Consider the following 26359-nt stretch of genomic DNA (forward strand, 5'->3'; position numbering starts at 1 on the left):
TGCTTTAAAATTTCTGGATTATATTATAAATTTTGTTAAAATAAAAAATCAGAAAATAAGGGATAACAATGAAATTTGAAGTTATAAAAAAAGATGGAAACGCAAGGCGTGGTATCCTAACAACTGCCCATAGCGTTATACAAACGCCAGTTTTTATGCCAGTTGGTACGGTTGGCGCGGTTAAAAGCTTAGACGCCTTTGATATGAGTGAAATTTTAGACGCAAAGATAATCTTAGCAAACACCTACCACATGTATCTGCGCCCCGGAAGCAAGGTCGTGCGCGAGTTTGGCGGACTTCATGGATTTTCTAAGTTTGAGCGCTCTTTTTTAACAGATAGCGGTGGATTTCAGGCATTTTCGCTTAGGTCAAACACTAAAAACGATGATGGTGGGATAAAATTTAAAAGCCACATCGACGGCAGCACGCACTATTTTACGCCAAAGTCCGTTCTTGATACGCAATACGATCTAGGTAGCGACATTATGATGATACTTGATGATTTGGTTGCCCTACCTGCTGAGCCAAAGAGGATCGATCTAAGCATAAAGCGAACGATAAAATGGGCAAAAGAGGCGATTGATTATCACAAATTTATGCAAAACAAAGGCATTGGACTAAACCAAAATATCTTTGGCATCGTTCAGGGTGGAACAGATTATGATGCGCGTAAATTTTGCGCTGAGGCTTTAAATGAGATGCCATTTGATGGCCTTGCAATAGGAGGTCTTAGCGTTGGAGAAAGCAACGAGGCGATGTATGACACAGTTGAGGCGGTCATGCCATTTATGGATGAGCTAAGGCCTCGCTATCTAATGGGTGTTGGCACGCCAGAAGACCTCGTAGAAAACGTCGAGCGAGGCGTTGATATGTTTGACTGCGTAATGCCAACAAGAAACGCAAGAAACGGTACGCTTTTTACCAGCTTTGGTAAGATAAATATAAAATCAGCTAAATTTATAAATGACCATATGCCAATCGATCCAGAGTGCCAGTGCTACACCTGCAAACGCTACTCTAGGGGCTATCTAAACCACCTCTTTAAGGCAAGAGAGCTCACGTTTTTTAGGCTAGCAAGCCTTCACAACCTGCACTACTATCTAAATTTGATGAAAGAGATGAGAGAGGCAATAGAAAGAGGCGAATTTACCAAATTTAAGAAAAATTTTTATGCTAAAAGGGTAAAAAATGAGCTATAAAAGTTCAGTTTGTGGATATTTTTATGGCGATGAATACGACTATATTTTGCTTATTTCTTTCACACAAAAGCAAAGCTATAAATTTTTATTTAAAAATGGCAAAATTTACAAAGAAGACTTTGATCACGAATGCGATAAAAACGAGTTTGAAGCGGCTCTTAAAAAACTATGTAATGAATATGCAAACAAGATTTTAGAACATCAAGAAGAACTAAACGAGTATGAAAAAATTTACGCTAGTCGAAAAAACTTTAACAAATTTATCAAAAGACACCACTTTTTAAAATATGAGATTAGAAAATTTCAAAACAAGATATCTCACTTTTATGAGACACTTTCGATTTGTCAAAGTGAGCAACAAAATTTAAAAAAGGAGCTTAAAAATAGTACTCATGAGGCAAATGTTTTTAGAACAATGGCCAATGAGTATGCCTGCAGAATCGATGATATTTATACATTTATACAAAGTATAAAAAACGACAAAATCAATCAAAATATTTACATTTTGACAATGATATCAGCTGTAATGCTGCCACTAAATCTGATAACTGGCTTTTTTGGTATGAATACACAAGGCTTGCCATTTAATGAAACTAAAAATGCTACCATGATAGTTGTGTCAATAATGTTTGGAGTGATTCTTTGTTGTGTTATTTTTTTATTTTGGTATACAAATAAGAAGAAGTAGAAAATAAATAAATTTAGTATATATTTTAAATTTTTATAGCCTAGTGGCAAAAACAATAAAAATAAATAGATTTTTATTAATATTAAAAAAGATAAAAATATTTAAGAAAAAATAGAAATTAGATTTAAAAAAGTTGAAAAGTCCTGAATAGACTTCAGGACAGATAGTAAGATTATTTTCTAAGTTCGCGGATCTTAGCAGCTTTACCACGAAGATCACGTAGATAGAATAATTTAGCTCTTCTAACACGACCTTTTCTAAGAACTTTTATCTCTTCGATAGAATCACTAAAAATTGGAAAAATTCTCTCAACACCAACACTATTAGCGCCAATTTTTCTAATGATAAATGTTTCGCCTGTGCCACTACCACGTCTAGCTATACAAATACCTTCAAAATTTTGAATTCTAGTTTTATCGCCTTCGTGAATACGAGTAGCAACACGCAATGTATCTCCTGCACGGAAGTCAGGAATATTTTTACTAGCAATTTGAGCATTTTCAAATGCTTCAATGTATTTATTTCTCATGTTTTTCCTTATTTATGTGGCTTAAGCTTTTGATATAAATCAGGGCGAAAGAACCTTGTTTTGCAGTGAGCCATCTTATTTTTTAAAGTGTGGATTTTAGCATGGTTACCCTTTAAAAACTCTGAAACCACAAAGATTGATCTAAAATTATCAGGCTTTGTAAAAGATGGGGCTTCAAGCAAATTATCCTCAAAACTCTCAACTTCAAGGCTCATATCGTTTCCTAAAACTCCAGGTATATTTCTTGATATTGCATCACTCATACAAAGCGCAGGAAGCTCTCCGCCAGTTAAAACAAAATCACCTATGCAAAAAACTTCATCTGCCCAAAGCTCAACAACTCGTTCATCAAGGCCTTCATATCTACTGCAAACAAAACAAATGTGATCTTTTTTAGAAAGCCTCTTTGCATCATTTTGATTAAATTTTTTACCAGCTGGCGTTAAAAATATCACATGAGCATTTTTATCTTTTTCTTTTAAAAATTTGATCGATTTATCCAGAGGTTGTGGAAACATCAAAAGCCCTGCTCCGCCTCCGATCATATAATCATCAACTTTATTATACTTATCTTTAGTAAAATTTCTTGGATTTATAAAATCGATTTCAATAAATTTATTACTAATCGCACGTTTTAAAATAGAATCACAAAAATAAGGTTTAACTAAATTTTCAAAAAGTGTAATAAATGTAAATTTCATGAATTTTCTAAAATGGATATAGCACCTTTTACCAAAATCTCTTCATTATCTAAATTTACACTTATAATAAAATGCTCTAAATATGGAATGTAAAAATTCTTTGGATTGCCGCTCATAATAAGCTTTTCATCTGTTTTTATGTATAAAAGTGAATTTGCAAAATTATCTTGGATATCTTCTACAATACCCAAAATTTCACCATTTTCTATAACTTTTAAGCCAATAATATCAAACTGAAAAAATTCATTTTTTTTTAATTTGCAGTTTTTTCTAGTGAGCTCTTTTGTGGTGTATATAGTTCTATTTACAAGCGCTTTAGCAAGATCTAAGTCATCAAAATTTTCAAACAAAACCAGTTCTTTTTGTCTATTGTAGTCTTTTATAGTCAGCTGATCATTGTTTTTGTCAAAAAAGGTTGCACCTTTTTTAAACTGTTCTGGGAAGTCGCTCTTATTGTGAAGCTTTAAATAGCCCTTTAAACCAACACATCTTCCGATGGTAGCGACTTCAACAATATCACTATTCAATAGCTTTTACCGTTACTCTATAGCTTGTATTATCTTTGGCTTTACAACCAATAATAACAGTCTTTATAGCGTTTATCATTTTGCCATCTTTGCCGATAAGTTTTCCCGTATCAACCTTATCAGCACTTATAATTATCTCAGCAAAATTTTCACCAAGTTCGTGGCGATCAACACTTACTTTATCAGGACAATCAGCAATCAACTTGGCGTATTCGTATAAAAAATTTTTAACCATTATTTTGTAATTTGTGCAACTCTATCGCTAAGTTTAGCACCAACGCTTTTCCAGTAATCTAATCTCTCTTTATTAAAATTTATAACATTTGGTTCAACCATAGGGTTGTAATAGCCAATACTTTCTATCCAGCCACTATCACGTCTTTTTCTGCTATCTGTAACAACTATACGATAAAAAGGTCTTTTCTTACGTCCCATTCTTGTTAGTCTTACTACTGTTGCCATATTATATTTCTCCTCTTGTTTTTTAAATAAAGCTTAAATTTAGATAACAAATATCCAAATTTAAACCCTTTTATCAAACAGGTCTTTTTAAATTTGCTTGAGAAAGCATATTTGCAAGTCCTTTTGCTCCACCTTTTCCTGAAAATTTCTTAGCAAGTTTTGAGGCATTTTCAAACTGCTTTAAAAAACGATTTACTTCTACCTGAGAAAGTCCAGAGCCAGTCGCTAAACGTCTTTTTCTACTATTATTTAAAAGTTCAGGATTTTCACGCTCTTTTTTAGTCATAGAGTTTATCATAGCCTTAATATGTAAAATTTCTTTTGAATTGTCAAGATCTATATCTTTTATCTGATTTGCAATATTTGAAAGACCAGGTATCATCCCAATCAAAGACTTCATACTGCCAAGCTTTTTAACACTCTCCATCTGATCTAAAAAGTCATTAAAGTTAAATTGACCTTTTTTTATCTTTTGATTTAGACGTTTTGCCTCTTTCTCATCTATAATAGTCGATGTTTTCTCGACTAAAGTAGCTAAGTCGCCCTCACCCGTTATACGGCTTACGATGCGGTCTGGTATAAAACTCTCGATATCAGCTACTTTCTCGCCAGTGCCAACAAATCTAAGTGGAATATTTAGCTGTTTTGCAATACTAATAGCTACACCACCCTTTGAGTCAGAGTCAAATTTAGAAAGGATAACTCCAGAAATTCCCAAAATTTCATTAAAACTTGTAGCTGTTTTTACGGCATCTTGTCCACTCATAGCATCAGCTACGTAGAAAATTTCATGTGGATTTATCGCATTTTTTACATCTTTTATCTCTTGCATCAACTTCTCATCGATCGCAAGACGACCTGCGGTATCCACTAAAAGCACATCATAAAGACCGCTTTTTGCTTTTTCTAGCGCTTCTTTTGCTACTTTTATAGGGTTATTTTCATTTTCTATATAAAAAAGATCGATCTCATTTGCAACGCAGAGCTGTCTTAGTTGCTCAACCGCCGCCAATCTTTGCAAGTCACAAGCCGCAACTAAAACTTTTTTCTTTCTTAGCTTTAGATAGTTTGCAAGCTTAATAGTTGTCGTTGTTTTACCGCTACCTTGTAAGCCAGCCATCAAAACAATAGTTGGTGCAACTGGCGCATAGACAAAGCCTTGGTTGCCAGGAGCTGTTAATATAGTCGTTAAATTTGATTTGATCGAATCTAGGAAATTCTTTTGACCAACGCCAGTTTGCTTTAGCTCGCTTTCGATAGATGTAAGTAGATCTTTAGTGACTTTGTGGTGAACATCAGCTTTTAAAAGAGCTTTTTTAAGCACATCAAGTGCGTTTTTTAGAGCTTTTTCGTCATCTACAAAACGTATCTTGCTAACGGCTAATCTAAAAGACTCGCTAATTTGTTCAAACACTAATCACCTTTCCAAGTTGTTATTAAAGGGCGTATATTACTAAATAATTTCTTTATTGCTCTTTAAATTTCAAATTTATTAGATAGCTCAAATCCAAGAGCATTAAATTCTCTTGGGATCGGCGCTTTAAATTTATAGTTTAAAAGAGCAATAGAATAGGCATGCAAAAACATTCTATTTGCCCTATTTTTGCCGTATTTCTCATCGCCAACGATAGGTAAATTTAAGCTAGCCAAATGCACTCTTATCTGGTGTGTCCTGCCTGTTTTTATGGCAACTTTTACCAGCGTTTTTTTGCCAACAACCATGAGAGGTAAAATTTCACTGATCGCCTCTTTGCCATCTTTTGAGATCTTTGAAATGGCGCCATTTTTATTTTTAATCGTTAAGATTGGCTCATTTACGACCGCTTCTTCGCTCATGATGCCCCTAACTGCGGCTACGTAAATTTTCTCAACCTTCATCTTTTTAAATTCATTTATGGCAAGTGCTGCGAATTCATCATTTTTTACAAGAAGCAACACGCCGCTTGTGTCCTTATCGAGCCTGTGAAGGAGTGGAAATTTATAAATTTGACTAATTTTTTCACTAGTTATGGCAGCTGGCTTACTGATTGCTATTAAATTTTCATCTTCAAAAATAATGCTTGGCTTTGGCATCTCTTCGACGCTAAATTTGGTATTTTCACTCATTAGTGCTCGAGCTATCATCACTTTTTGGCCTTTAGCATAGACTAGACCGCTATCTATTAGCTCCTTTGCCTCGTTGTTTGAGATATTTTTTTGTTTGGCTAAAATTTTATACGCTTTTTCTTCGCTCATAAAGTGCTCCTTATATCTTCTATGATCGCATCAGCACTTGCTTGCACGGCGATCTTGCTCTTTTTAGCATCACTATCTATTATGCCACTGATCTCGCTTGCTTTTGCGATATAGATGTTTTCAACTAGGCTAAATAACGCCTTTTGATTAAATATAAACTCACCGCTTATTATTACTGGGTTAAATTGTGCGCACTCGATTGGATTATGCCCACCGATATTTGGCACAAAACTGCCTCCAAGCACTACTATATCGCTAATAGCATAAACATTTACAAGCTCGCCTAAAGTGTCAAGCAAAATTACTTTAGCTTCAAATTTATACGTTTGACTAAATTTCGCAAAGCTAAAATCATGCTTTTTAGCGTAGTCGCCTGCTATCTTCTCAACCTCTGTAAACCTCTCAGGATGGCGTGGTGCGATGATCAAGAGATCGTTTTCTTTTAAATTTAAATTTTGCAAAATCATCTCTTCTTCGCCTGTATGCGTGCTTGCTAGCACGATCACTCTAGCTTTTGGCTTTTCATAAATTTTACTCACGCTTGGCAAAAATGCAGCTTTTATGTTACCAACGACCTCTGTTTCACCTGCACCAAGTGACTTTAGCCGCTCTTTATCAAGCTCACTTTGAGCGTAAATCTTATCTATAAATTTAAAAAGATACCTATAAAAAAAGCCAAATTTCAAGTAGCTTTTGTAGCTTCTGTCTGAAATTCTCGCATTTATTAATATCACACGGCTGCCTTTTAGCTTTGCCATGAAAACTAGCATAAGCCAAAGCTCAGCCTCAAAAATAACTAAAATTTTGCTCTTTTTTAGCCAAAATGGCAAAAAAATTTCAAATGGCAAAAATCTTGCGTTAGAGCAAATTTTACTTGCCGCTTCAAAGCCAGTATTTGTCACCACACTTATGGCTTTGCTATCAAATTTTTGCATCAAAGGTTTAAGTGCTTGCACTTCACCAAACGAACAAGCGTGAAAATGCACATCTGCATCTTGAAATTTAGGATTATTAAAGAGGAAAAAACGTGCTGGAATCGACTTATGATACTTTTTTTTAAAACTTAAGATGAGTAGAAAGATAGCCCCAAATAGATAGAGTATTGAGGCTAGAAAGTAATATATTATTATCACGAAATGTGTTATTGCTCTTGTTTATACAAAATTCTGCCACAATGCGGACATGTAACGATATCTTCACCCTTGATAACAGCAGAGAAAGTTTTGTCATTTATCTGCATAAAGCAGCCATAACAAGCTTGTTTTTTTACAGGAACAACGGCCGTATTATGAGCCCATTTTCTAATTTTTTCATAAAATGCGAGAATTTTTTGATTCATAGTGGCGATAAGCTTGTCTTTTTTGGCATAAACTTCTTCACGTTCTTTCCCAATATTTTCAAGCTCAGATGAAGTTTTACTTTTTATATTTTTTAAATTCTCTTCAAGTTCAGCTTTTTTTGCACCAAGCTCATCTTTTTGACTATTTTTACTATCTATTAGCTTCTCAAGTCTAGCAATCTCTTCATTTGCAGCCTCAAGTTGCTCTTTTGCAATATCCTCTTCAAGACTTAAGGCTTTTGACTCTTTTTCATTTTTTACATTTGATCTTTTTTTAACAACATCTTTTATCTTCGCACTAAACTCGGCAATATGAGCATTTGTGCCTGATTTTTGAGATTTTAAGTCACTTACCTCTTCATCTAGTCTTTCTATATTAACCGTTATGGTTTCGCACTCTTCTTCTATATTTTTATAAGCCTTTTCTATGTCTTGAATGCGTGGTATAAAGCCATCTATTTGTTTATCAAGATCAGATAATTCAACTAATTGTTGTAAGTATTTATTCATAATGTTTCCTTTTTTATTAGCAATATGTAAATGGATTTTTAGAATTGCGTATTATAACTTCAATTTTCAGATTTTGCAAATATTTTGCTAAAAAATCACCAAAATAACGTTCACTTTCATAGTGATTTATATCGATTAAATTTAGCCCATTTTCCTTTGCATAAAGAGCTTGATGATACTTTAGATCACCCGTTAAAAAGACATCTGCTTTGACATCTTGGATGAGATCTCCGCCGCTTCCAGTGCAGATACAAATTTTAGAAATTTCATCTTTTGCATGAACTACTCTTAAATTTTCTAGTCCAAGTTTTTCTTTTACAAATTTGCAAAGCTTACTAAATTTTATCTTCACATCAGCATAGATCAAAAAGCCCTCTTTACTTGAAATTTCAAGCCCCAAAACCTGCATCACAAATTTTTCATTTAAAAATGCAAGGTCAGCATTTGTGTGAAGCGAGATGAGCGAGATATTTTTTATCATCATCTCCCTTATGAGTGAGCTTGGATAAAGGCTGTAGTCTAGGCTTTTTAGCCCCTTAAAAATGAGCGGATGGTGAGTGATGATGAGCGAATTTGGCAAGACATTTTGCAAAAGTTCGCTATCCAAATCAAGACTTAGATAAATTTGCTCAAATTCGCTATCAAATGAGCCAACTTGAAGGCCACTATTATCCCAAGACTCTTGGCTCGCAAACGGGCAAATTTCATCTAGAATTTTATAAATTTCAGCTATTTTCATAAAATTTTACTTTTGCTCTAGGCTCTCTTTATAAGTTAGCGCACACTCTTTTGCAAGCTCTCGAATTTTTAGGATGTAGTCTTGCCTTTGCGTTACACTAATCGCTCCGCGCGCGTCAAGGACGTTAAATGTGTGAGCCGCAAGCATGCAGTAGTCGTAAGCTGGCAGTGAAATTTTAGCCTCTAAGCAGCGTTTGCACTCGTTAAATGCGTTTTCAAACTGGTTAAAAAGCATATCAACATTTGCTACTTCGAAGTTGTATTTGCTCCACTCATACTCGCCTTGTTTATGCACGTCGGAGTAGGTTACGATGCTGCCATTAGAGTCGTCCCAAACGATGTCATAGACGCTATTTACATCTTGGAGATACATGGCCAAACGCTCAAGTCCGTATGTTATCTCACCAGAGATCAGCTCGCATGCGATGCCGCCCACTTGTTGAAAATACGTAAACTGAGTCACTTCCATGCCATCTAGCCAGACCTCCCAGCCTAGCCCCCAAGCGCCCAGAGTCGGGCTCTCCCAGTTATCTTCAACAAAGCGTATATCATGATCTTTTAAATTTAACCCAAGCTTTTCAAGGCTTTTAAGATAAAGCTCTTGGATATTTTCTGGACTTGGCTTTATGAGTACTTGAAACTGATAATAAGCGCCTAGGCGGTTTGGGTTTTCGCCGTATCTGCCATCAGTTGGACGGCGGCTTGGAGCTACATATGCAGTCGCCCACGGCTTTGGTCCGAGGCTCCTTAAAAATGTCGCTTGGTGATATGTGCCCGCACCAGCTGGCATGTCGTATGGTTGAAGTATCACGCAGCCTTGCTCTTGCCAATAGTTTTGAAGGGTTAATATTATTTGTGAAAATGTCATTGCTTTCCTTTTAAAATTTTACTTTACATAGTGTATAACTGCACCAGGTCCTAGCGGTAGATCAAAAATGTACCAAAACGACATTAGCGCTGTCCAAGAAATTAAAAATGCAACCGTATAAGGAAGCATAATAGAAACCACTGATCCGATTTTTAACTCTTTATTGTATTTTTGCATAAAAGCTACTATCAAAACAAAAAACGGCATCAAAGGCGTTATTATATTTGTAGTAGAGTCGCCTATTCTAAAAGCAGCCTGTGTAAGCTCTGGCGAGAGTCCAAGATTCATAAACATTGGAACAAAAATCGGAGCCATCATCGCCCACTTTGCAGAATCAACAGCTATAAATAAATTTATAAAAGCGATCAAGAAAATAAAAACTATAATAAGGCTAAGTCCGGTTAATCCAATCTCTTTTAGAAAAATAGAACCTTTGATAGAAAGCACTAGCCCAATATTTGAGGTATTAAAAAGATATGTAAACTGAGCTGCGAAAAATATCAAAACCAAAAATCCTGATAGCTCAGAAATAGATTGCTCCATAAATTTTATGGCGTCATTACTGCTTTTTATACTCCTAGCACCTACACCGTAAGCGACACCTACCACTATAAAAAGCAACATCATAAAAACAACAATAGAATGCATAAAAGTAGATTTCATAAAGCTTTCATTGTCTTTTGCTCCAAATAAAGAGCCAGAAGGCAAAATAGCCACAAGCAGTAAAATCACAAAAACAATCAACGCTATTAGTGAAAATTTTAAGCCACGTTTTTGCTCTACACTTATCTCACTATGCTCTTTTAGGCTAAAATCACCCAAAAAATCAAATTTGCCAAGCCTAGGCTCTACGATTTTATCTGTTACAAACCAGCCAACAAATACGATCAAAAATGTCGAAGCTATCATAAAGTACCAATTTGCAGTCGCTAACACTACATAATCTGGATTTAACACGCTAGCTGCTTGCATAGAAAATGCCGCAAACATCGGGTCATTTGTACCGATTAATAAATTTGCCGACCAGCCACCGCTAACACCAGCAAAAGCAGCAGCTAATCCAGCAATTGGATGGCGACCAAATCCAGCAAATAAAATAGCTCCAAGCGGGATTAGCACAACATAGCCAACCGAAGAAGCAACATTTGACATTACACCAAGAAAAATAACGATTGGAGTTACCCATATTTTGGAAGATTTTAAGGCAATCTTTGTCATAAGTGCTGATAAAAGTCCGGACTTATCTGCAATACCAATACCTAGAATAATCGCAAAAACTACTCCCAAAGGATAAAAATTAGTAAAATTTTTAAGCACAGACGAAACAAAAGATCTAAGACTATCAGCAGAAAGCAAATTTATAACATTTGTATTAAGCTGTGATATTTGTCCATCTTTGATAGCCTGATAGCTTACACCAACGCCCATCTTTTCTAGCACAAACGATATTATTATCGTAATAATCGAAAGATAGATAAAAAGCATAGTTGGATTTGGCAATTTGTTACCAAAATTTTCGATAAAACTCAAAATTGAACTATTGTTTTTTTTATTCATTTTTCCTAACCCAAAATAGAAATATAAATTTTTATCTCGTTGCTGCTGTAAAGCTCAAAATCTGTTTTATAGGCTCTTTTTAGCTCGCTACTTTCAAAATATCTCCAAATTTCACCCCAAAATTTTGCAACATTTTGTGGCTCTCTTGCAAAACTAAAAACGGCATATTTGCCACTTTTTATCTCTAAGATTTTATCACTTTTGTGGCTTGATCTTGTGCCGATGAAGTTATCGTAATGTCCATCAAAATCGCTTTCATAGTTGCAGTAAACGCTATAAATTTCACTCTTGCCATCGTAGTGCTCACTCATAAATCTAGACCATAAAGCTGGAATTTTACCCTTGCCGCCCATCTCATCTTCATTTTTAGTGCGAGTTTTTACTCCGTAAATTTCAAAGCTATCTTCTAAATTTATAATCTTCATAAACTACTTTTGTCCGTTAAAATTTTCAACCGCTTGGTTCCACATTAGCTTGTATTTTCGTTTTAAAAATTCAACTTCATCTTGTGAAATTTTAAGCTGTTTTGTAAGCGTCTCGACCGTTTTTCTATCTTCATCATAGAGCTCTTGCATAGAAATAAGCGCCTCTTTTAAAAATTTATTCTCATTTCTTAAGGTTTCAAGCGTCTCATCCTTTGCGTCAAGTACCTTTTCGTGTAAATTTAATATCGTTCCAATCGTCTTTTCAACAAAGCTGATACCATCTTGGCCTTGCGGTTGCAAGGATAAATTTTGCGAAACACTAGGCACCACGCTCATCGTTCCTTCGCTCGCTTCTATCAAAATTTCTCCATTTTCCTCTTTGGTTTTCAAAACGCCACGATTTATCATATCTTCGATAACTTCACGCTCCAAGTGCACAAGTTTGCAAAATTCATCAACACCAAGATAAGTCTGCACCGCTTCTCCTTTTTACAGTATCACTTCAACCTTTGAAGAGTCTTCCTCTAAAGCCTTTATCTTCGCCTCTCTGTCGGCCTTTAGCGCACTTGCTAGATTGTCATCTTCAAGGGCTAAAATTTGCACTGCCAAATAGGCTGCATTTATCGCGCCAGCCTTGCCGATAGCTAGAGTTGCCACTGGCATGCCACTTGGCATTTGCACAGTTGAGTAAAGTGCGTCAACACCGCTTAGAGCCGAACCTGCCATTGGTATGCCAATCACTGGTTTTGTTGTATTTGCAGCGATAGCTCCAGCTAGGTGAGCCGCCATACCAGCAGCTGCAATGAAGACTTTTGCGCCTTTTTTTTCTACATTTGCGACATACTCGCTTGTTCTTTTTGGACTCCTGTGAGCTGAGCTGATTATCAGTTCATATTTTACGCCAAATTTCTCCAGAGTTTTTGCCGCCTCACTAACGATCTCATAGTCGCTCTTACTTCCCATTATAATAGAAACAAATTTCATATTTTCTCCCTTAAAAAGCTAAATTTTGGCAGCTTAACGCCGAGGTTTATCTCATTTTCATTGCCACTGTGAATTTCACTCATAACCTTACCTTTTTTGGTGATGAGCTGCTTAAATTTGATAAATTTCTTGCCCTCTTGTGAATAAACCTTTGAGATTTCATTTTCACTATCTTCTATAACCGATCCAGTAGGAGCCACGATCTCATAGCTATTGCCTGGAAAAATTTTATATTTGCACTTAAAAAACTCGCCATCTTCGCTTATTGCATTTACCTGATGCGTGCCCTCTTCTAGGCTACTAACGTGATTTTGTGTATCTATTCTCTCATAAGGCCTATGCACCAAATATCCGTCCGTAAAGCCACGATTTTTCAGCGTATTTATCTCATTTTCATAAATTTGTGCGTTAAATTTACCATCCAATGCATCATCTATCGCCATTTTATAAGCTCTTGCTGTGCAAGCTGCGTAGTACTCGCTCTTTGTGCGGCCTTCTATTTTTAGGCTATCTATTACGCCACTATCAACGATCTCTTTGATGTGCGATATTAGGCAAAGATCTTTTGAGTTCATAATATGAGTGCCGTGCTCGTCTTCCTCTAGGCGGAAAAGCACACCACTCTCTTCGTTTTTAGCGTAGAGTTCGTATTTAAACCTACAATCATTTGCGCAGCTACCGCGATTTGACATACGTCCGCTTTGCACTGAGCTCACCAAACACCTACCAGAGTAAGCAAAGCACATCGAGCCATGGACAAAAATTTCAATATCAAGAGTTGGAATTTCTTCTTTTATCTTTATGACATCTTTTAAGTTCATCTCGCGTGCTACGACGATACGTTTTGCACCCATATCGTGATAAATTTTTGCATCAAGCACATTCATGACATTTGCCTGAGTTGAGAGATGTATCTCGATATTAGGAGCGATGGCTTTTGCTAGACTCATAACGCCTGGAGTTGCGATAATAAAGGCATCTGGCTTCATAGCCGAGATAGTCTGCAAGTGCCTTTTTAGTGGCTCGATCTGAGAGTTAAAAGGAAAAGCATTTATGGTAGCATAAAATTTCTTTCCCTTTGCATGCGTGTAGTCTATCGCCTCTTTGAATGTTTCAAGGTTAAACTCCCTTGCTGATCTAGTCCTTAGTGAAAAGCTAGCCACCGAGCCATAAACAGCGTCAGCTCCATACTCAAGGGCGATTTTAAGTTTTGTTAAATTTCCAGCTGGAGATAAAAGCTCAGGCCTTTTTAGCACTATTTTTTACCCAAACTTTCTATCAAGGCTTCGATATCGTCGTTGCTCACAAGATTTTCAGTCGTTGTATCACCAGCGATGTGAACAGCAGAGCTAACACGCTTATCATCGTCAATTTTACCTTCAAATAAGGTATTCATATATTTACTTAGCGCTCTCATAACGTTAATAACACGCTCAATCTTTTGTCTATGGATGTCTTGATACTGCATCATATCCATAGCCATCATGATCTCATCTTGTCCCATTTGTAAATTTCCGATGATATTATCGATCGTGCCAAGAAGTGAGTTATTTTTCTCCAAAGCCTCGCTAAATGCAGAGATATTTGGAAATTTCTTACTTAGCGTCGTAAATAGCTCGATATTTGAGTTTATTGTGTCTTTTAGGCTATTTGAGTCGCTCTCAGCGTCCATAAAAAAGTTATTTATCGTCTCAAGTTTATCAAACATCTGAGTAGCTTTCTCTTCGCTATCTCTTGTCACATCGTCAAGCTGATGAACCATTTTGTGGTCTTCCGTTGGAGGTGGCGGTGGCCAAACGCCATCTGCGCTCACTCTGTAGTTTTCTGCATTCTTTGAATTACTTTCTGATTTTGACTGTGGCTCATCTTTAGTATCGATTGCTTCTGCAACTTCTGTTACCTCGTCCGTATCCTCTTTGACGTCCGCAACCTCTTGGCCAGCATCTTCTTTAGCATTATCTAACTCATCATCTAGCCCACCTGCCATAAGTGCGTCAAGTTCCTCTTGGGTCATAAAAGCTCCTAATAAAATTTGGCTTGATTATATAGGATTTAAATAAAAAGTAAGTTTAAAGGCAATGCTTTTATCTTTAAATTTATAAATTTTTAGATAGCATTTTTAAAAATAAATGACCTTAAAAGGCTAAAAATGACCGTCGATCTTCACAACCACACGCCACTTTGCAAACACGCAGTTGGCAAGCCAAAAGAGTATGTACAAAACGCAATAAAAGCTGGCACAAAATACTTTGGCTTTAGCGATCATGCACCGATGAACTACGATGAAGCTTACAGAATGAGCTTTGATGAAATGCAAGGCTATGAAGACGAAATTTTACATTTAAGAGATAAATTTAGCGGTGAGATAGAAATTTTGCTTGGCTATGAGATGGACTTTTTAGATGGATTTATGGATGAGCGAGTTTTTGCTAGAAAGGTTGATTATCTAATAGGCTCTGTGCATTTTTTTAATGGCTGGGCATTTGACAATCCAGAATTTATCGGTGGCTACGAGGGCAAAGACTTGGATCAGATTTGGCAAGAGTATTTTGATCATGTAGAAAGATCAGCCAAGCTTGGTAAATTTGACATTATGGGGCATATTGATCTTTTAAAACTTTTTAAATTTTTGCCAAAAAAGGATGTTAGGATTTTGGCTAAAAATGCAGTAAATGCGATAAAAGAAGCAGATTTAGTTGTTGAGATAAATGCGGCTGGCTTTAGAAAACCTATCGGCGAGCAATATCCAAGCCTGAATTTACTTGAACTAATAGCCGAAAAAGATATAACCATCACCTTTGGCTCAGACGCTCACGCAAAAGAAGATATTGGTAAAAATGGCGAAATTTGCGAACAAATAGCTAGAGATTTAGGTTATTCAAAGTGTGCTATTTTTAAAAATAGAGATAGAGAATTAGTAAAATTTTAGATTGGGTTCAAATAAAATATAAATTTAATCTTAAATATTAGGTTTTATGATAGAATACGAAAAATTTAAAAATTAAAAGGAGAAAAAAGTGGGAAAATTCGTCCAAAATATAGATCATTTTTTTGATTTTTGTAAAGAAAATGAAGTCAAATTTGTAGATTTTAGATTTACTGATTTAGGTGGTGCTTGGCATAGCATTAGCTACAACATAAAAGCTGTTACAAAAGAAAATTTCACAAATGGTATTCCGATGGACGCTAGCTCTATGCATGGCTGGCAACCAATCGATAAGAGCGATATGATAATGAAGCCAGAAGCTACAACTGCATTTTTAGACCCATTTACTTCTGATATTACAGTCGTTGTTTTTTGCGATATTTACGACATTTACAAGGGTCAAATTTATGAAAAATGCCCTCGCTCAATAGCTAAAAGAGCAATGCAATATGTAAAAGATAGTGGTCTTGGCGATGAGGCATACTTTGGCCCTGAGAATGAATTTTTTGTCTTTGACAACGTCAAAATCATCGATAGCCCAAACTGCGCGATGTATCAAGTAGATAGCGAGGAAGGCGAGTGGAACGATGCTACTGACTTCAAAGATAGCTACAACACAGGTCACCGCCCACGCAGAAAAGGCGGCTACTTGATGACTCAACCAATCGACAGCATGGTAGATCTAAGAGCCGAGATGATGCAAGTTCTAGAGCAAGTTGGTCTTGAAGTATTTTTGGGTCACCACGAAGTCGCTCAAGGACAAGGTGAAATCGGTGTAAAATTTGGTAACTTAGTCGAAGCCGCCGATAATGTTCAAATTTATAAATATGTCGTTCGCATGGTGGCTCACCTAAACGGCAAGACAGTTACATTTATGCCAAAACCACTTTATGGCGACAACGGAAGCGGTATGCATGTGCATCAATCAGTCTGGAAAGATGGTAAAAATTTATTCTATAAAGAGGGCAACTACGCAAATTTAAGTGATTTTGCAAGATACTACATCGGTGGCGTTTTAAAACACGCAAGAAGCGTTGCAGCCTTTACTAACCCAAGCACAAATAGCTACAAACGCCTAATCCCTGGCTTTGAAGCACCGTCTATCCTAACATACTCTAGCCAAAACCGCTCAGCAAGTATCCGCATACCTTATGGTTCAGGTGAAAAGTCAGTTAGAGCAGAGATGAGATTTCCAGATAGCACAGCAAACCCTTATCTAGCCTTTTCAGCAATGCTAATGGCAGGACTTGACGGCGTTAAAAATAAATACGAGCCAGTTGGCCCGATGGATGAAAATTTATTTAAACTTCACCTAGATGAGATCAGAGAGCGCGGCATCGAGCAGCTCCCACACACACTCCGTGGCAGCCTTGAAGCGCTTATCCGCGATAACGAATACCTAAAACCGATAATGAGCGATCTTTTCATAGATACCTATCAACACTTCAAATTTGAAACTCAAGTTTGGCCTTACGAAGCGCGCCCAACCGCTTATGAGTTTAAAACTTGCTTCTCTTGCTAATCTAAATTTTGCCTTGGCACACATGCTAAGGCTTTTTATACCAAACACGATTAATACAAAAATACAAAATATTTAACATAAAATTTTATGTATTTTTATTATAAATTTTAAATCTATACAGCTATGGATCATTATAAAAAGGGATATTTTTTATTTTTTGTAAATACACTATGAATTTTATGCAAACATATAAAAATTTATCCGCCCTCATTAAACTAAAATAAAAAATTTTAAAGCCAATTAAATATATAAATAATCATAAATTTATGCCTTTTTTTATAAAATCCTTGAACTTTATAAAAAGGATACCGCATTGCAAGCACTAGCTTTAAAATATCGCCCTAAAAATTTTGATGAACTCATCGGTCAAGAAGCAGTTAGCAAAAGCCTAATACACGCACTTGACGAAGGTCGAATCAGTCATGCATATCTATTTTCAGGGCTTAGAGGAAGCGGTAAAACTTCAAGTGCCAGGATATTTTCAAAAGCACTAGTGTGCGAAAAAGGACCTACCTCAAAACCATGTGAAGTATGTCCACAATGCATAATGGCAAATGAGTCAAGGCATATGGACATCATTGAAATGGACGCTGCTAGCCACAGAAAGATAGATGACATAAGAGAGCTGATCGAGCAAACAAAATATGCTCCAGCAATGGCAAGATATAAAATTTTTATAATCGACGAAGTACATATGCTAACCAAAGAGGCATTTAATGCTCTTTTAAAAACGCTTGAAGAGCCACCAAGCTATGTAAAATTTATCCTGGCGACGACTGATCCATTAAAACTCCCAACAACGGTGCTTTCAAGAACGCAGCATTTTAGGTTTAAGCAAATAAGCAGATACAGCATCATTAAACATCTTGAGTTTATTTTAAGCAAAGAAGGCATTAGCTACGAAAAAGAGGCACTTGAAATTTTAGCAAGAAGTGGCGGAGGATCGTTAAGAGATACTTTGACACTTCTTGATCAAGCTATCATTTACGGGGCAAATAATGTCACGGCAAATGGCGTAGCATCGATGTTAGGACTTCTTGATCCAGAAAAGATCGAAGATATAATAACTCATGTTTTAAATCATGATAAAAATACTATCAGAGTGCTTGTAAGCGAACTTGAAAGCTATGATCCAGAGATGATAATAGATGAAATTTTGGCAAATTTAAAGCAAAAATTTATAGAAAACGACTCAAAAATTTCACTACTTGTTTATGAGAGATTTTTTAGGATTTTGGCACAAGCTAAAGGTATGCTAAACGTAAGTAGCGATAATGGCTTTGTACTAATGCTAATGCTTTTTATGATGATAGAAGCTCTAAATTTACAAGATATCGATGACGCTATAAATGAGGTGATCTCAAAAAATAGCGAAAATTCCACTCAAATCACAGAAGTCATCACTCAAAAAAGCCAAGCAGCTCCTGCTAAAATGCAAGGTCCATACGAACTCTTCTTAACAAAAATTTATGATAGAAATTACGATCTTGGCGAGTTTTTTAAAGAATTTGTAGAATTTAGCTTCTTTAATAACAATGAGCTTGGACTGATAGTAAATGCAAAAGATGAAAATCTTGAATATTTTAAGAAAAATTGGAAAATTTTAAATGAGATATTGCGTACGCTTTTTGGACAAAATGCAAAAATAGTAAATGCAAAGAGTGATGAGCAAAAAGTACAAACTAAGACGCCTAAAGCCTCTTTAGAAAATAATGAAAAAAGCGAACTAGACGAGCTTGATGAGGAAATTTCAAGACTAAATGCAAATAACATTGAAACTAAAAATGAGCCAAAGATCGAGATAAAAAGCGATCTGCAAGAGAGAAATAACTTTACTTTAATGCTAAATAAAGAGCTAAAAACGCCAGAAGAGCTTCAAAGACAAAGAGAACAAGGTGTGCTAAAAGAGGCCAATAGACTTTTTGGCGAGCCAACTATCGAGAGCTAGCCTTATCTTTACTGCTAGCCTCTAGCCTCTTTTTTAGAGCTTCTTTTTTACGAAGCTCTAGCTCATAAGCTTCATTTAGTGCATCTTCATCGTCCAAATTTGCTCCGTCTAAAAATTTTCGGTAGTCCTCAAATTGCTTATTTTTTATCCCCCAAAGCACGCCAAAAAGCAAAAATGCCCCCATCAAAACTGAGATAAAAACTAGCATCGCAAGTGTCGCGCTATCCATTATTTTTCCTTAAATTTTCTAACAATATAAAGCGAGTTTAAAATAACACTTAGCGAGCTAAGCGACATAAAAAGCGCAGCAAATAGCGGAATGACATAGCCACATACAGCAAATGGTAGAGCAAGAGCATTATAAAGAAGACAAAAGAGCAAATTTTGCTTTATCGTTTTGTAAGTAAATTTTGAGATTTTTATGGCCTTTGCTAGACTTTTTAAACTATCATCAAGTAGCACTACATCACTTCTTTCTAAGCTTATTGCCACCCCACTTCCCATGCAAATGGCAACATGAGCAAGGCTAAGCGCTGCTGCGTCGTTTATACCGTCCCCTACCATTAGCACCTTTTTGCCTTGCTCTTTTAGTTCGCTTATAAATTTAGCTTTCGTTTCAGGCAACATCTCTGCTCTAAACTCACTCACGCCAAGCTCATCTGCCACGTTTTTTACCACTTTTTGCACGTCGCCACTTGAGATACACACTTTCATGCCAGCGCTCTTTAGCTCATCTATCAAGGCCTTTGCCTCGGGTTTTACACTATCTTTTAGATAAAATTTCGCCACTAACTCACCATTAAGCCCCACAAAAAAGCTCACATTTTCTTCAGCTTCATCAAAGCCAATACCATTTTCAACTAAAAATCGCTTGCTTCCTGCATAAAATTTTTTACCCGAAATTTCAGCCTCAACACCCTTTGCCACGCTTAAATTTGTATTTTTAAGCTCTATTTTCCTTGCGCCTTTTTGCTTTAGAAATTTAGCCACTGCCACGCTTATTTGATGATTTGATATAAGAGCTAGCGAATAAATTTCATCTAAACTTATGCTCTCTTTTATGAAAAAATCACTAACCTCAAATTCCGCCTTTGTGAGCGTACCAGTCTTGTCAAATACTGCTACATCGCACTTTGCAAGGCTTTCAAAAAATTTAGCCTCTTTAAAAAGTACTCTATTTTTAAAAGCCACACCAAGGGCACATACACTACTAACTGGCGTGGCAAGCGCAAGCGCACAAGGGCAAGCGATCACGATGACGCTAACAGCCGTAATAATAGCTTCTGAAAAGCCAAATTCAAAGTACCAAAACCAAAATGTAAAAAATGCTAAAGTTAGCACGCTAAGAGAAAATTTAGAAGCGATTTTATTGACTACTAGCTCGATATTTGGCTTTTTTAGCTCTGCATTTTGGAGCAAATTTATGAGCTGATTTAGATAAGAATTTTTAAAAATTTTCTTTGCTTCGTAGATGATTTGTCCATTTTGACAAATTACGCCACTTTTTACCTCTTGTCCCACTCCCAAGGTCACAGGCAGGCTCTCTCCAGTTAGGCTTGAGCTATCCACGCTAGCCTCGCCACTAAGCACCACTCCATCAAGTAGCGCCCTATCACCAGATCTAAGCACGATCTTTTCGCCCAAATTTACATCTCTTGGCTCCTTTAAAACATCCTTGCCATCTTCTAAAATACACACCTTTGCAAGCAGCATATCATTTAAGAAATTTGAAGTCTCAAGCGCCTTTTTCTTACCCAAAATTTCTAAAAATTTACCGATAAAAACAAAGGTGATGATCATCGCAACTGAATCAAAATAGCTCTCGCCACTCCTCGTAAACATCGCAAAAATAGAGTAGATATAGGTTATGCTAGCTCCGGTGATAACGAGCAAATCCATATTTGGTGAAGCGTTTTTTATGGCTATCTTTGCTCCTTTAAAAAACTCGCTACCAGTATAAAAAAGTACAGGCGTTGCTAATACAAACTGCGCAAAGCTTAAAATATCTTTTATATCGCCTCTTATGCCACTAAAATACCCACTATACTGAGCAATGGCTAGCCACATAATGTTCATCGTAGCAAAGATACCAACTAGTGCTTTTGTGTAAAATTTTCTTCTTTTCTTAGCTAGCTCGTCCTCTTTCGAACTCGTAGCATAGGGCTTTGGGACGTAGCCAACGGCATAAATTTTTTCAATTATTTGCTCTACCAAAAGCTCTTGCTCATCAAAGACAATAACCGCTTTTTGATTAAGCGAGTTGATATTTACCTCCAAGACGCCAGGCAAGTTAAAAAGTGCCTTTTCAAGTAGCCAGATGCAAGCTGAGCAAGTGATGCCATCGATTAAAAATGAAATTTGACTAAAGTCGCCCTCTTTTGTCACAAGCTCGCTAAAATTTGCTGCTAAATTTTTGATATTTGCACCGTTGCTTGCCGGTGTAAGTGTATTTTTACCAAGACGTTCATAAAACTCGCTAAGCCCATTTTCATTTAAAATTTCATAAACACCTTTGCAACCAACACAGCAAAATTTAAGTCCGCTTTCATTTGAGATCATCACGTTTTCATCAAATTTTAATCTACAATGAGCACATCTACTTTGTGACATTTTTACTTTCTTTTATCTAAAATTTTTACTAATATTATTGCATCACATGCCTATTACGCACCATATAAATTTATGGTAGGCAAACTACAAAAATAGGCACAAATTTCTTCTTTTGTTATCGTTATAAAATGGCGAGATTATAGCAAATCAACCATTTTTGAGCAAAAATTTTATTTTATGCCATTTCTTGACAACAAAGTTTTATTTTTATAAAATGCCAAAACTTTCAAAAACTTCTTTTTGAAACCTAGAAATTCTGCAAAATTATCCCCACATTTAAAGAGGAAATATGGAAAATAACCAAACCGAGCAAAGTGCTGCTCAAAACACAAAAACTACAAAAAAACATCAAGCATCAAGAACGCACATACCAGTAGACGGACACAAGATCGAAGAGCTAAGAACGCTTAGCTTAGATGAGCTAGTGCAGATCGCAAATAGCGTTGGTGTCGAAAATCCACGAGAATTTCGCAGGCAGGATTTAATATTTGAGATACTAAAAACCCAGACAAAACAAGGCGGCTTTATACTATTTACTGGAATTTTAGAGATCACAAACGAAGGTTATGGCTTTTTAAGGGCTGTCGATGCAAATTTAAGCGACAGCTCAAACGACGCTTATGTTTCAAACTCACAGATCCGCAAATTTGCACTTCGTGTGGGCGACATCATCACCGGCCAAGTAAGAGAGCCAAAAGATCAGGAAAAATACTACGCCCTTTTAAAGATCGAAGCGGTAAATTATATGCCTCTAGCAGACGCAAAAGAGAGGCCACTCTTTGACAACTTAACCCCACTTTTCCCAACTGAAAAGCTAAATTTAGAGTATGATCCGATGAAGCTAACAGGCCGTGTGCTTGACCTTTTCACGCCTATTGGCAAGGGTCAGCGTGGCCTCATCGTCGCACCTCCAAGAAGTGGTAAAACTGAGCTTATGAAAGAGCTAGCTCACGGCATCGCTAAAAATCACCCAGAAGCCCAACTAATGGTGCTTTTGGTAGATGAGAGACCAGAAGAAGTTACAGACATGCAGCGCTGCGTAAAAGGCGAGGTATTTAGCTCGACATTTGACCTGCCAGCGCTTAACCACGTCCGCGTAGCAGAGCTAGTCATCGAAAAGGCAAAACGTCTAGTTGAGATGGGTAAAGATGTCATCATCTTGCTTGATAGTATAACCCGTCTAGCACGCGCCTACAACACAGTGACCCCGCCAAGCGGCAAGGTGCTAACAGGCGGCGTGGACGCAAACGCACTTCACAAACCAAAACGCTTCTTTGGTGCAGCTAGAAACATCGAGCACGGCGGCTCACTAACCATCATCGCAACCGCGCTAATCGACACTGGCTCACGTATGGATGAAGTGATATTTGAAGAGTTTAAAGGCACTGGAAACAGCGAGATCGTACTTGACCGCAATATCTCAGACCGCAGAATTTACCCAGCTATCAACGTGCTAAAATCAGGTACCAGAAAAGAAGAACTACTTCAAAAACCTGACGAGCTTCAAAAAATTTGGGCTATTCGCTCTGCGATCGCTACAATGGATGATGTCGAAGCGCTTAAATTCTTATACGCAAAAATGCTAAAAACAAAAGATAATAAAGAGCTTCTCTCTATCCTAAACGAGTAAATTTAAATGAGCTTGAAGCACTTGCTTTGAGCTCAAATTTCTTTTTTACACCAAATTTATCAAAAAATATTTCATAAATTTATTAGTTTAATTTTTTCAGTTTTATTTTTTTGTAAAATCCGAATTTCTAACTTTTACAAAAAGGAAAAATATGAAAACAAAAGTCGTTTTTTTCAGTCATTACAGCAACACTTACTTTTGCCCTAACTGGATGTGGTGAGCCAACTACTTTGGCTAAAATTTGTAAAGCTGATATGGGTAGTATCAAACATTTTAAAGGCGAAGTAAGGGTTTATAAAAGGGTAAATTTTGACTAGGAATATAATATAGAGACTAAGAAAAATGAATTAAAAGAAGATGGTATTAAAGGTTATCTGATAGTCGATAAAGATACGAAGGTTGATCTAGAAAATTTAACGTAAAAGCCGTGGCTTTTAGTATGCCAAAAGGTAGCATACCTAAAAATATACCACATATGTATATCTTAAAAAAATATGATGACATAGGTGAAGGTAATAAAACAGAAGTTTTGGCAACTCTAGAAACTTTAAATCCAAGATGTAATGTAGATGGTAGTCTAGAACTTAAACAAAAAGATACAAAAATAATTGCAATAAAATAACAAAAGGTGGTTAACCACCTTTTAAAAACTTATATCATCTCGCTTTAAATTTTATATAACATATCCCGCCTACAAGCATCTCACTCTGTTTGATAAGCTCATCAAATTTTGGACTAAAAGCTGGCTATGATTTTGATAGTTTTAGAGTTTATGGAGCTTACATTTACGACTTTCAAGCAAAGAAATCACTTGGCGATGAAGATGGTACAGTAATAAAATGGAGTACACATAAATTTCTAGTAGGCGCAGACTATACACCAGAGTTAACAAAGGACATAAAACTAGTTCTTGGCGGCTATACTGGCTACTCAAAGCTTAAAATGGATGTATTTGACACTCATGATGGCTCGGAAAAAGCCAATACAAATGACTGAATACTAGGTGCAAGAATTGGTGCTGAATACTCTATCTACGAAAACAATGCAGTTGAGTTTGGCCTAAAAGCTGATAGAACTAAATATAGTTCCATAGCAAAATATGATAATGCAAAAATAAAAGAGACAAATGTAGGTCTTTATTTGGGATATACATATAAATTTTAATCACTCACAAGCTCAAATTTAAAAGCAAATTTGAGCTTGTTATTTAAAAAGAACTATAAATTTAAAAGTTTTTCTAAATTTTCACCGTCCAAGCGGTAGTTTCTCCACTCAAGAGATTGATTTTTAGCACCCAAGCTTTCATAAAATTTAATACTTGGCTCATTCCAGTTTAGGCAGCACCACTCAAACCTTTTTAAATTTTCATCCTTGCAAATTTGAGCTAAAAATTTAAAAAATGCCTTGCCGATACCTTGATTTCTAAACTCTTTTTTGACATAAATGTCCTCAAGATAGATCCCACCAAGCCCCAAAAATGTAGAAAATGTATAAAAATAGATAGCATATCCTATCACCCTGCCCTCACTCTCGCAGATAAGGGCTTTTGCGTGTTTTTTATTAAAGATGGAGTCTGCAAAAATTTCATTTGTAAAAGTGACTTGATCGCTCAAATTCTCATAACTAGCAAGCTCTCTTACAAGCTCGCAAATTACATCTATATCGGCTCTAGTCGCTTTTCTTATTTGAAATTTCATTAGTTATCGCCAAAAAGTGCTTTTAAGTCTTTGATTGGCTCATTATTTTCTGCATTGCTACTAGTTTTTGAGCCAAGTTCATTTAGCTCGATCTCATAGCCAGTTAGCATGCTTGCCAGGCGGATATTTATGCCGTTTTTGCCGATAGCTTTGCTCTTTTGCTCGCTTGCAAGCGTTACGATTGCCTTATTTTCTTCGATCTTTACAGATGTGATGATCGCAGGCGCCATAGCGCGAGCCACCAAGATCGCTGGCTCTGTGGTGTATTCGATTGCGTCGATACTCTCACCATGAAGCTCTTTGCTTACGGCATTTATCCTAACACCCTTTGTACCGACCGTTGCGCCAACTGGATCGATGTTTGGAGTAGTTGAGATGAGCGCTACTTTAGCCCTTTCACCAGGGATCCTAGCGCTTCCTTGTATGATGATACCACCGTCTTTTATCTCTGGCACTTCTGAATTTAGCAGCGCTTCAAGAAATTTAGGTGAAGTCCTTGAAAGCTCGACCTTTATACCTAAATTTTTATCTGTAAAAACTTTTCTAATGACTGCTTTTACCACGTCGCCCACTTTAAATTTCTCGCCTTTTATGCGGTTTTTGCGTGGTAAGATGGCACGAAGCTCATCTATCTCGATAAAAGTGTTTTCATCGTTATCGACTCTAACAACCGGACCAAAGACCATGTGACCACTCATCTCATTATATTTTTGTAAAATTTTCTCTTCGACTAGACGCTGGATGTGATACTCAAGCTCCTTGTGAAGCGTTTGGGCGGCGGTTCTGCCAAGGTTATCAAGGCTTAGTTCGTAAGTGAGCTCATCGCCGATCTCTACGCCACTATCTATCTTTTTAGCCTCTTTTAAGCTTAAAAAGTGTTCATTGTCTTCAGCAAGTCTCTCATCGTCGTTTGCTACGATTGAAATTTTTTGATAAAGCTTTAAATTTTTATTTGCATCGATACTCACGTCATACTCATAATTTTCGCCATAAACTCTTTTTGCAGTGTTTATCAAAGCTCTTATGACACGCTCTTTTACATCTTCTATCTCTAAATTTTTCTCATTTGCAATTGACTCGATGATATCTGAAATTCTTTCCATTTTTTCTCCATTGTAACGATAAATTTCGGGGATTTTTCGTGAGGTTTTGAAATTATACATAAGCCATACTTTTAATAACTTTAAGCTTATTATCAACTTTTATTTAATCCTTTTTTTATGATGTTTTGGATATATTGACCGATTAAAATTTAAGATTTTGA

General features: G+C 36.4%; 29 protein-coding genes. 8 read left to right on the plus strand and 21 right to left on the minus strand.

The window, feature by feature from the left end:
• Positions 1-68: 68 nt before the first annotated feature.
• Together tgt and A3854_RS03780 are read left to right on the plus strand one after the other, a co-directional pair.
• A complete protein-coding gene (gene tgt, locus A3854_RS03775; protein ID WP_084041378.1) occupies positions 69-1199 on the plus strand; it encodes a tRNA guanosine(34) transglycosylase Tgt in 1131 nt (376 codons plus the stop codon).
• Positions 1189-1887 (plus strand): CorA family divalent cation transporter, encoded by a 699-nt coding sequence (locus A3854_RS03780; protein ID WP_084041379.1) that lies wholly within the window; start codon positions 1189-1191, stop codon positions 1885-1887. Before tgt ends, A3854_RS03780 begins: the two co-directional genes overlap by 11 nt.
• 172 nt (positions 1888-2059) lie before the next feature.
• On the opposite strand, the gene rplS is transcribed toward A3854_RS03780, so the two are convergent.
• The 17 genes from rplS to A3854_RS03865 form a co-directional block, all read right to left on the minus strand.
• Positions 2060-2416 (minus strand): 50S ribosomal protein L19, encoded by a 357-nt coding sequence (gene rplS / locus A3854_RS03785; protein WP_021090978.1) that lies wholly within the window; start codon positions 2414-2416, stop codon positions 2060-2062.
• A gap of 8 nt (positions 2417-2424) precedes the next feature.
• Entirely contained in the window at positions 2425-3117 is a 693-nt protein-coding gene (gene trmD, locus A3854_RS03790) for a tRNA (guanosine(37)-N1)-methyltransferase TrmD (RefSeq protein WP_084041380.1), read from the minus strand.
• Positions 3114-3644: a ribosome maturation factor RimM gene (gene rimM, locus A3854_RS03795; RefSeq protein WP_084041381.1), complete on the minus strand. Its 531-nt coding sequence runs from the start codon at positions 3642-3644 to the stop codon at positions 3114-3116. The genes trmD and rimM overlap by 4 nt, the downstream gene beginning before the upstream one ends.
• Positions 3637-3879, minus strand: a complete 243-nt coding sequence (locus A3854_RS03800; RefSeq protein WP_084041382.1) for a KH domain-containing protein — start codon at positions 3877-3879, stop codon at positions 3637-3639. The genes rimM and A3854_RS03800 overlap by 8 nt, the downstream gene beginning before the upstream one ends.
• Positions 3879-4106, minus strand: coding sequence for a 30S ribosomal protein S16 (rpsP, locus tag A3854_RS03805; protein ID WP_009293992.1), 228 nt, complete (start codon positions 4104-4106; stop codon positions 3879-3881). Before rpsP ends, A3854_RS03800 begins: the two co-directional genes overlap by 1 nt.
• Before the next feature lie 73 nt (positions 4107-4179).
• Positions 4180-5520 (minus strand): signal recognition particle protein, encoded by a 1341-nt coding sequence (gene ffh, locus A3854_RS03810; protein ID WP_084041383.1) that lies wholly within the window; start codon positions 5518-5520, stop codon positions 4180-4182.
• A 62-nt stretch (positions 5521-5582) separates the two neighbouring features.
• Positions 5583-6341 (minus strand): RluA family pseudouridine synthase, encoded by a 759-nt coding sequence (locus tag A3854_RS03815; protein WP_084041384.1) that lies wholly within the window; start codon positions 6339-6341, stop codon positions 5583-5585.
• Complete coding sequence (waaA, locus tag A3854_RS03820; protein WP_084041385.1) at positions 6338-7474, minus strand: lipid IV(A) 3-deoxy-D-manno-octulosonic acid transferase; 1137 nt, start codon at positions 7472-7474, stop codon at positions 6338-6340. The genes A3854_RS03815 and waaA overlap by 4 nt, the downstream gene beginning before the upstream one ends.
• A gap of 8 nt (positions 7475-7482) precedes the next feature.
• Positions 7483-8190 carry a zinc ribbon domain-containing protein gene (locus A3854_RS03825; protein ID WP_084041386.1) on the minus strand — a complete coding sequence of 236 codons (708 nt, stop codon included), beginning with the start codon at positions 8188-8190 and terminating at the stop codon, positions 7483-7485.
• A 16-nt stretch (positions 8191-8206) separates the two neighbouring features.
• Positions 8207-8929, minus strand: coding sequence for a Nif3-like dinuclear metal center hexameric protein (locus tag A3854_RS03830; protein WP_084041387.1), 723 nt, complete (start codon positions 8927-8929; stop codon positions 8207-8209).
• Between the two features lie 6 nt (positions 8930-8935).
• Entirely contained in the window at positions 8936-9796 is an 861-nt protein-coding gene (glyQ, locus tag A3854_RS03835; RefSeq protein ID WP_084041388.1) for a glycine--tRNA ligase subunit alpha, read from the minus strand.
• Positions 9797-9814: 18 nt separating this feature from the next.
• Complete coding sequence (locus tag A3854_RS03840) at positions 9815-11353, minus strand: AbgT family transporter (protein WP_084041389.1); 1539 nt, start codon at positions 11351-11353, stop codon at positions 9815-9817.
• 5 nt (positions 11354-11358) lie between these two features.
• Complete coding sequence (locus A3854_RS03845) at positions 11359-11778, minus strand: GyrI-like domain-containing protein (RefSeq protein ID WP_084041390.1); 420 nt, start codon at positions 11776-11778, stop codon at positions 11359-11361.
• Positions 11779-11781: 3 nt separating this feature from the next.
• The gene (locus A3854_RS03850; protein WP_084041391.1) at positions 11782-12255 is read right to left on the minus strand and encodes a DUF3972 domain-containing protein; all 474 of its coding nucleotides are present in this window, start codon (positions 12253-12255) and stop codon (positions 11782-11784) included.
• Between the two features lie 12 nt (positions 12256-12267).
• A complete protein-coding gene (gene purE / locus A3854_RS03855) occupies positions 12268-12762 on the minus strand; it encodes a 5-(carboxyamino)imidazole ribonucleotide mutase (protein ID WP_084041392.1) in 495 nt (164 codons plus the stop codon).
• On the minus strand, positions 12759-14018 hold the full coding sequence (locus A3854_RS03860; RefSeq protein WP_084041393.1) for a peptidase U32 family protein: 1260 nt from the start codon (positions 14016-14018) through the stop codon (positions 12759-12761). The genes purE and A3854_RS03860 overlap by 4 nt, the downstream gene beginning before the upstream one ends.
• Positions 14018-14776: a chemotaxis protein gene (locus A3854_RS03865; protein WP_084041394.1), complete on the minus strand. Its 759-nt coding sequence runs from the start codon at positions 14774-14776 to the stop codon at positions 14018-14020. Before A3854_RS03865 ends, A3854_RS03860 begins: the two co-directional genes overlap by 1 nt.
• 135 nt (positions 14777-14911) lie before the next feature.
• Between A3854_RS03865 and A3854_RS03870 the strand changes: the two genes are divergently transcribed.
• The 3 genes from A3854_RS03870 (at position 14912) to A3854_RS03880 (ending at position 19158) form a co-directional block, all read left to right on the plus strand.
• A complete protein-coding gene (locus A3854_RS03870) occupies positions 14912-15691 on the plus strand; it encodes a histidinol-phosphatase (protein WP_084041395.1) in 780 nt (259 codons plus the stop codon).
• Between the two features lie 88 nt (positions 15692-15779).
• Positions 15780-17210, plus strand: a complete 1431-nt coding sequence (gene glnA / locus A3854_RS03875) for a type I glutamate--ammonia ligase (protein ID WP_021091002.1) — start codon at positions 15780-15782, stop codon at positions 17208-17210.
• 313 nt (positions 17211-17523) lie between these two features.
• Positions 17524-19158 carry a DNA polymerase III subunit gamma/tau gene (locus A3854_RS03880; protein ID WP_084041396.1) on the plus strand — a complete coding sequence of 545 codons (1635 nt, stop codon included), beginning with the start codon at positions 17524-17526 and terminating at the stop codon, positions 19156-19158.
• On the opposite strand, the gene ccoS is transcribed toward A3854_RS03880, so the two are convergent.
• Positions 19145-19387: a cbb3-type cytochrome oxidase assembly protein CcoS gene (gene ccoS, locus A3854_RS03885; RefSeq protein ID WP_084041397.1), complete on the minus strand. Its 243-nt coding sequence runs from the start codon at positions 19385-19387 to the stop codon at positions 19145-19147. The genes A3854_RS03880 and ccoS overlap by 14 nt on opposite strands.
• Positions 19387-21768 (minus strand): heavy metal translocating P-type ATPase, encoded by a 2382-nt coding sequence (locus A3854_RS03890; protein ID WP_084041398.1) that lies wholly within the window; start codon positions 21766-21768, stop codon positions 19387-19389. The genes ccoS and A3854_RS03890 overlap by 1 nt, the downstream gene beginning before the upstream one ends.
• Positions 21769-22057: 289 nt before the next feature.
• Between A3854_RS03890 and rho the strand changes: the two genes are divergently transcribed.
• From rho to A3854_RS09785, 3 genes are all read left to right on the plus strand, one after another.
• Positions 22058-23398: a transcription termination factor Rho gene (rho, locus tag A3854_RS03895; RefSeq protein WP_021090510.1), complete on the plus strand. Its 1341-nt coding sequence runs from the start codon at positions 22058-22060 to the stop codon at positions 23396-23398.
• Positions 23399-23837: 439 nt separating this feature from the next.
• Positions 23838-24020, plus strand: a complete 183-nt coding sequence (locus A3854_RS03900; RefSeq protein ID WP_141081826.1) for a hypothetical protein — start codon at positions 23838-23840, stop codon at positions 24018-24020.
• Positions 24021-24109: 89 nt separating this feature from the next.
• Complete coding sequence (locus A3854_RS09785; RefSeq protein WP_257639870.1) at positions 24110-24394, plus strand: hypothetical protein; 285 nt, start codon at positions 24110-24112, stop codon at positions 24392-24394.
• Between the two features lie 221 nt (positions 24395-24615).
• Here the strand turns inward: A3854_RS09785 and A3854_RS03910 are convergent, their stop codons facing one another.
• Positions 24616-25095 carry a GNAT family N-acetyltransferase gene (locus A3854_RS03910; protein ID WP_084041400.1) on the minus strand — a complete coding sequence of 160 codons (480 nt, stop codon included), beginning with the start codon at positions 25093-25095 and terminating at the stop codon, positions 24616-24618.
• Entirely contained in the window at positions 25095-26198 is a 1104-nt protein-coding gene (gene nusA, locus A3854_RS03915; protein ID WP_084041401.1) for a transcription termination factor NusA, read from the minus strand. Before nusA ends, A3854_RS03910 begins: the two co-directional genes overlap by 1 nt.
• Between the last annotated feature and the right edge of the window lie 161 nt (positions 26199-26359).

This window comes from Campylobacter concisus, assembly GCF_002092845.1.
Lineage (GTDB): Bacteria > Campylobacterota > Campylobacteria > Campylobacterales > Campylobacteraceae > Campylobacter_A > Campylobacter_A concisus_AQ.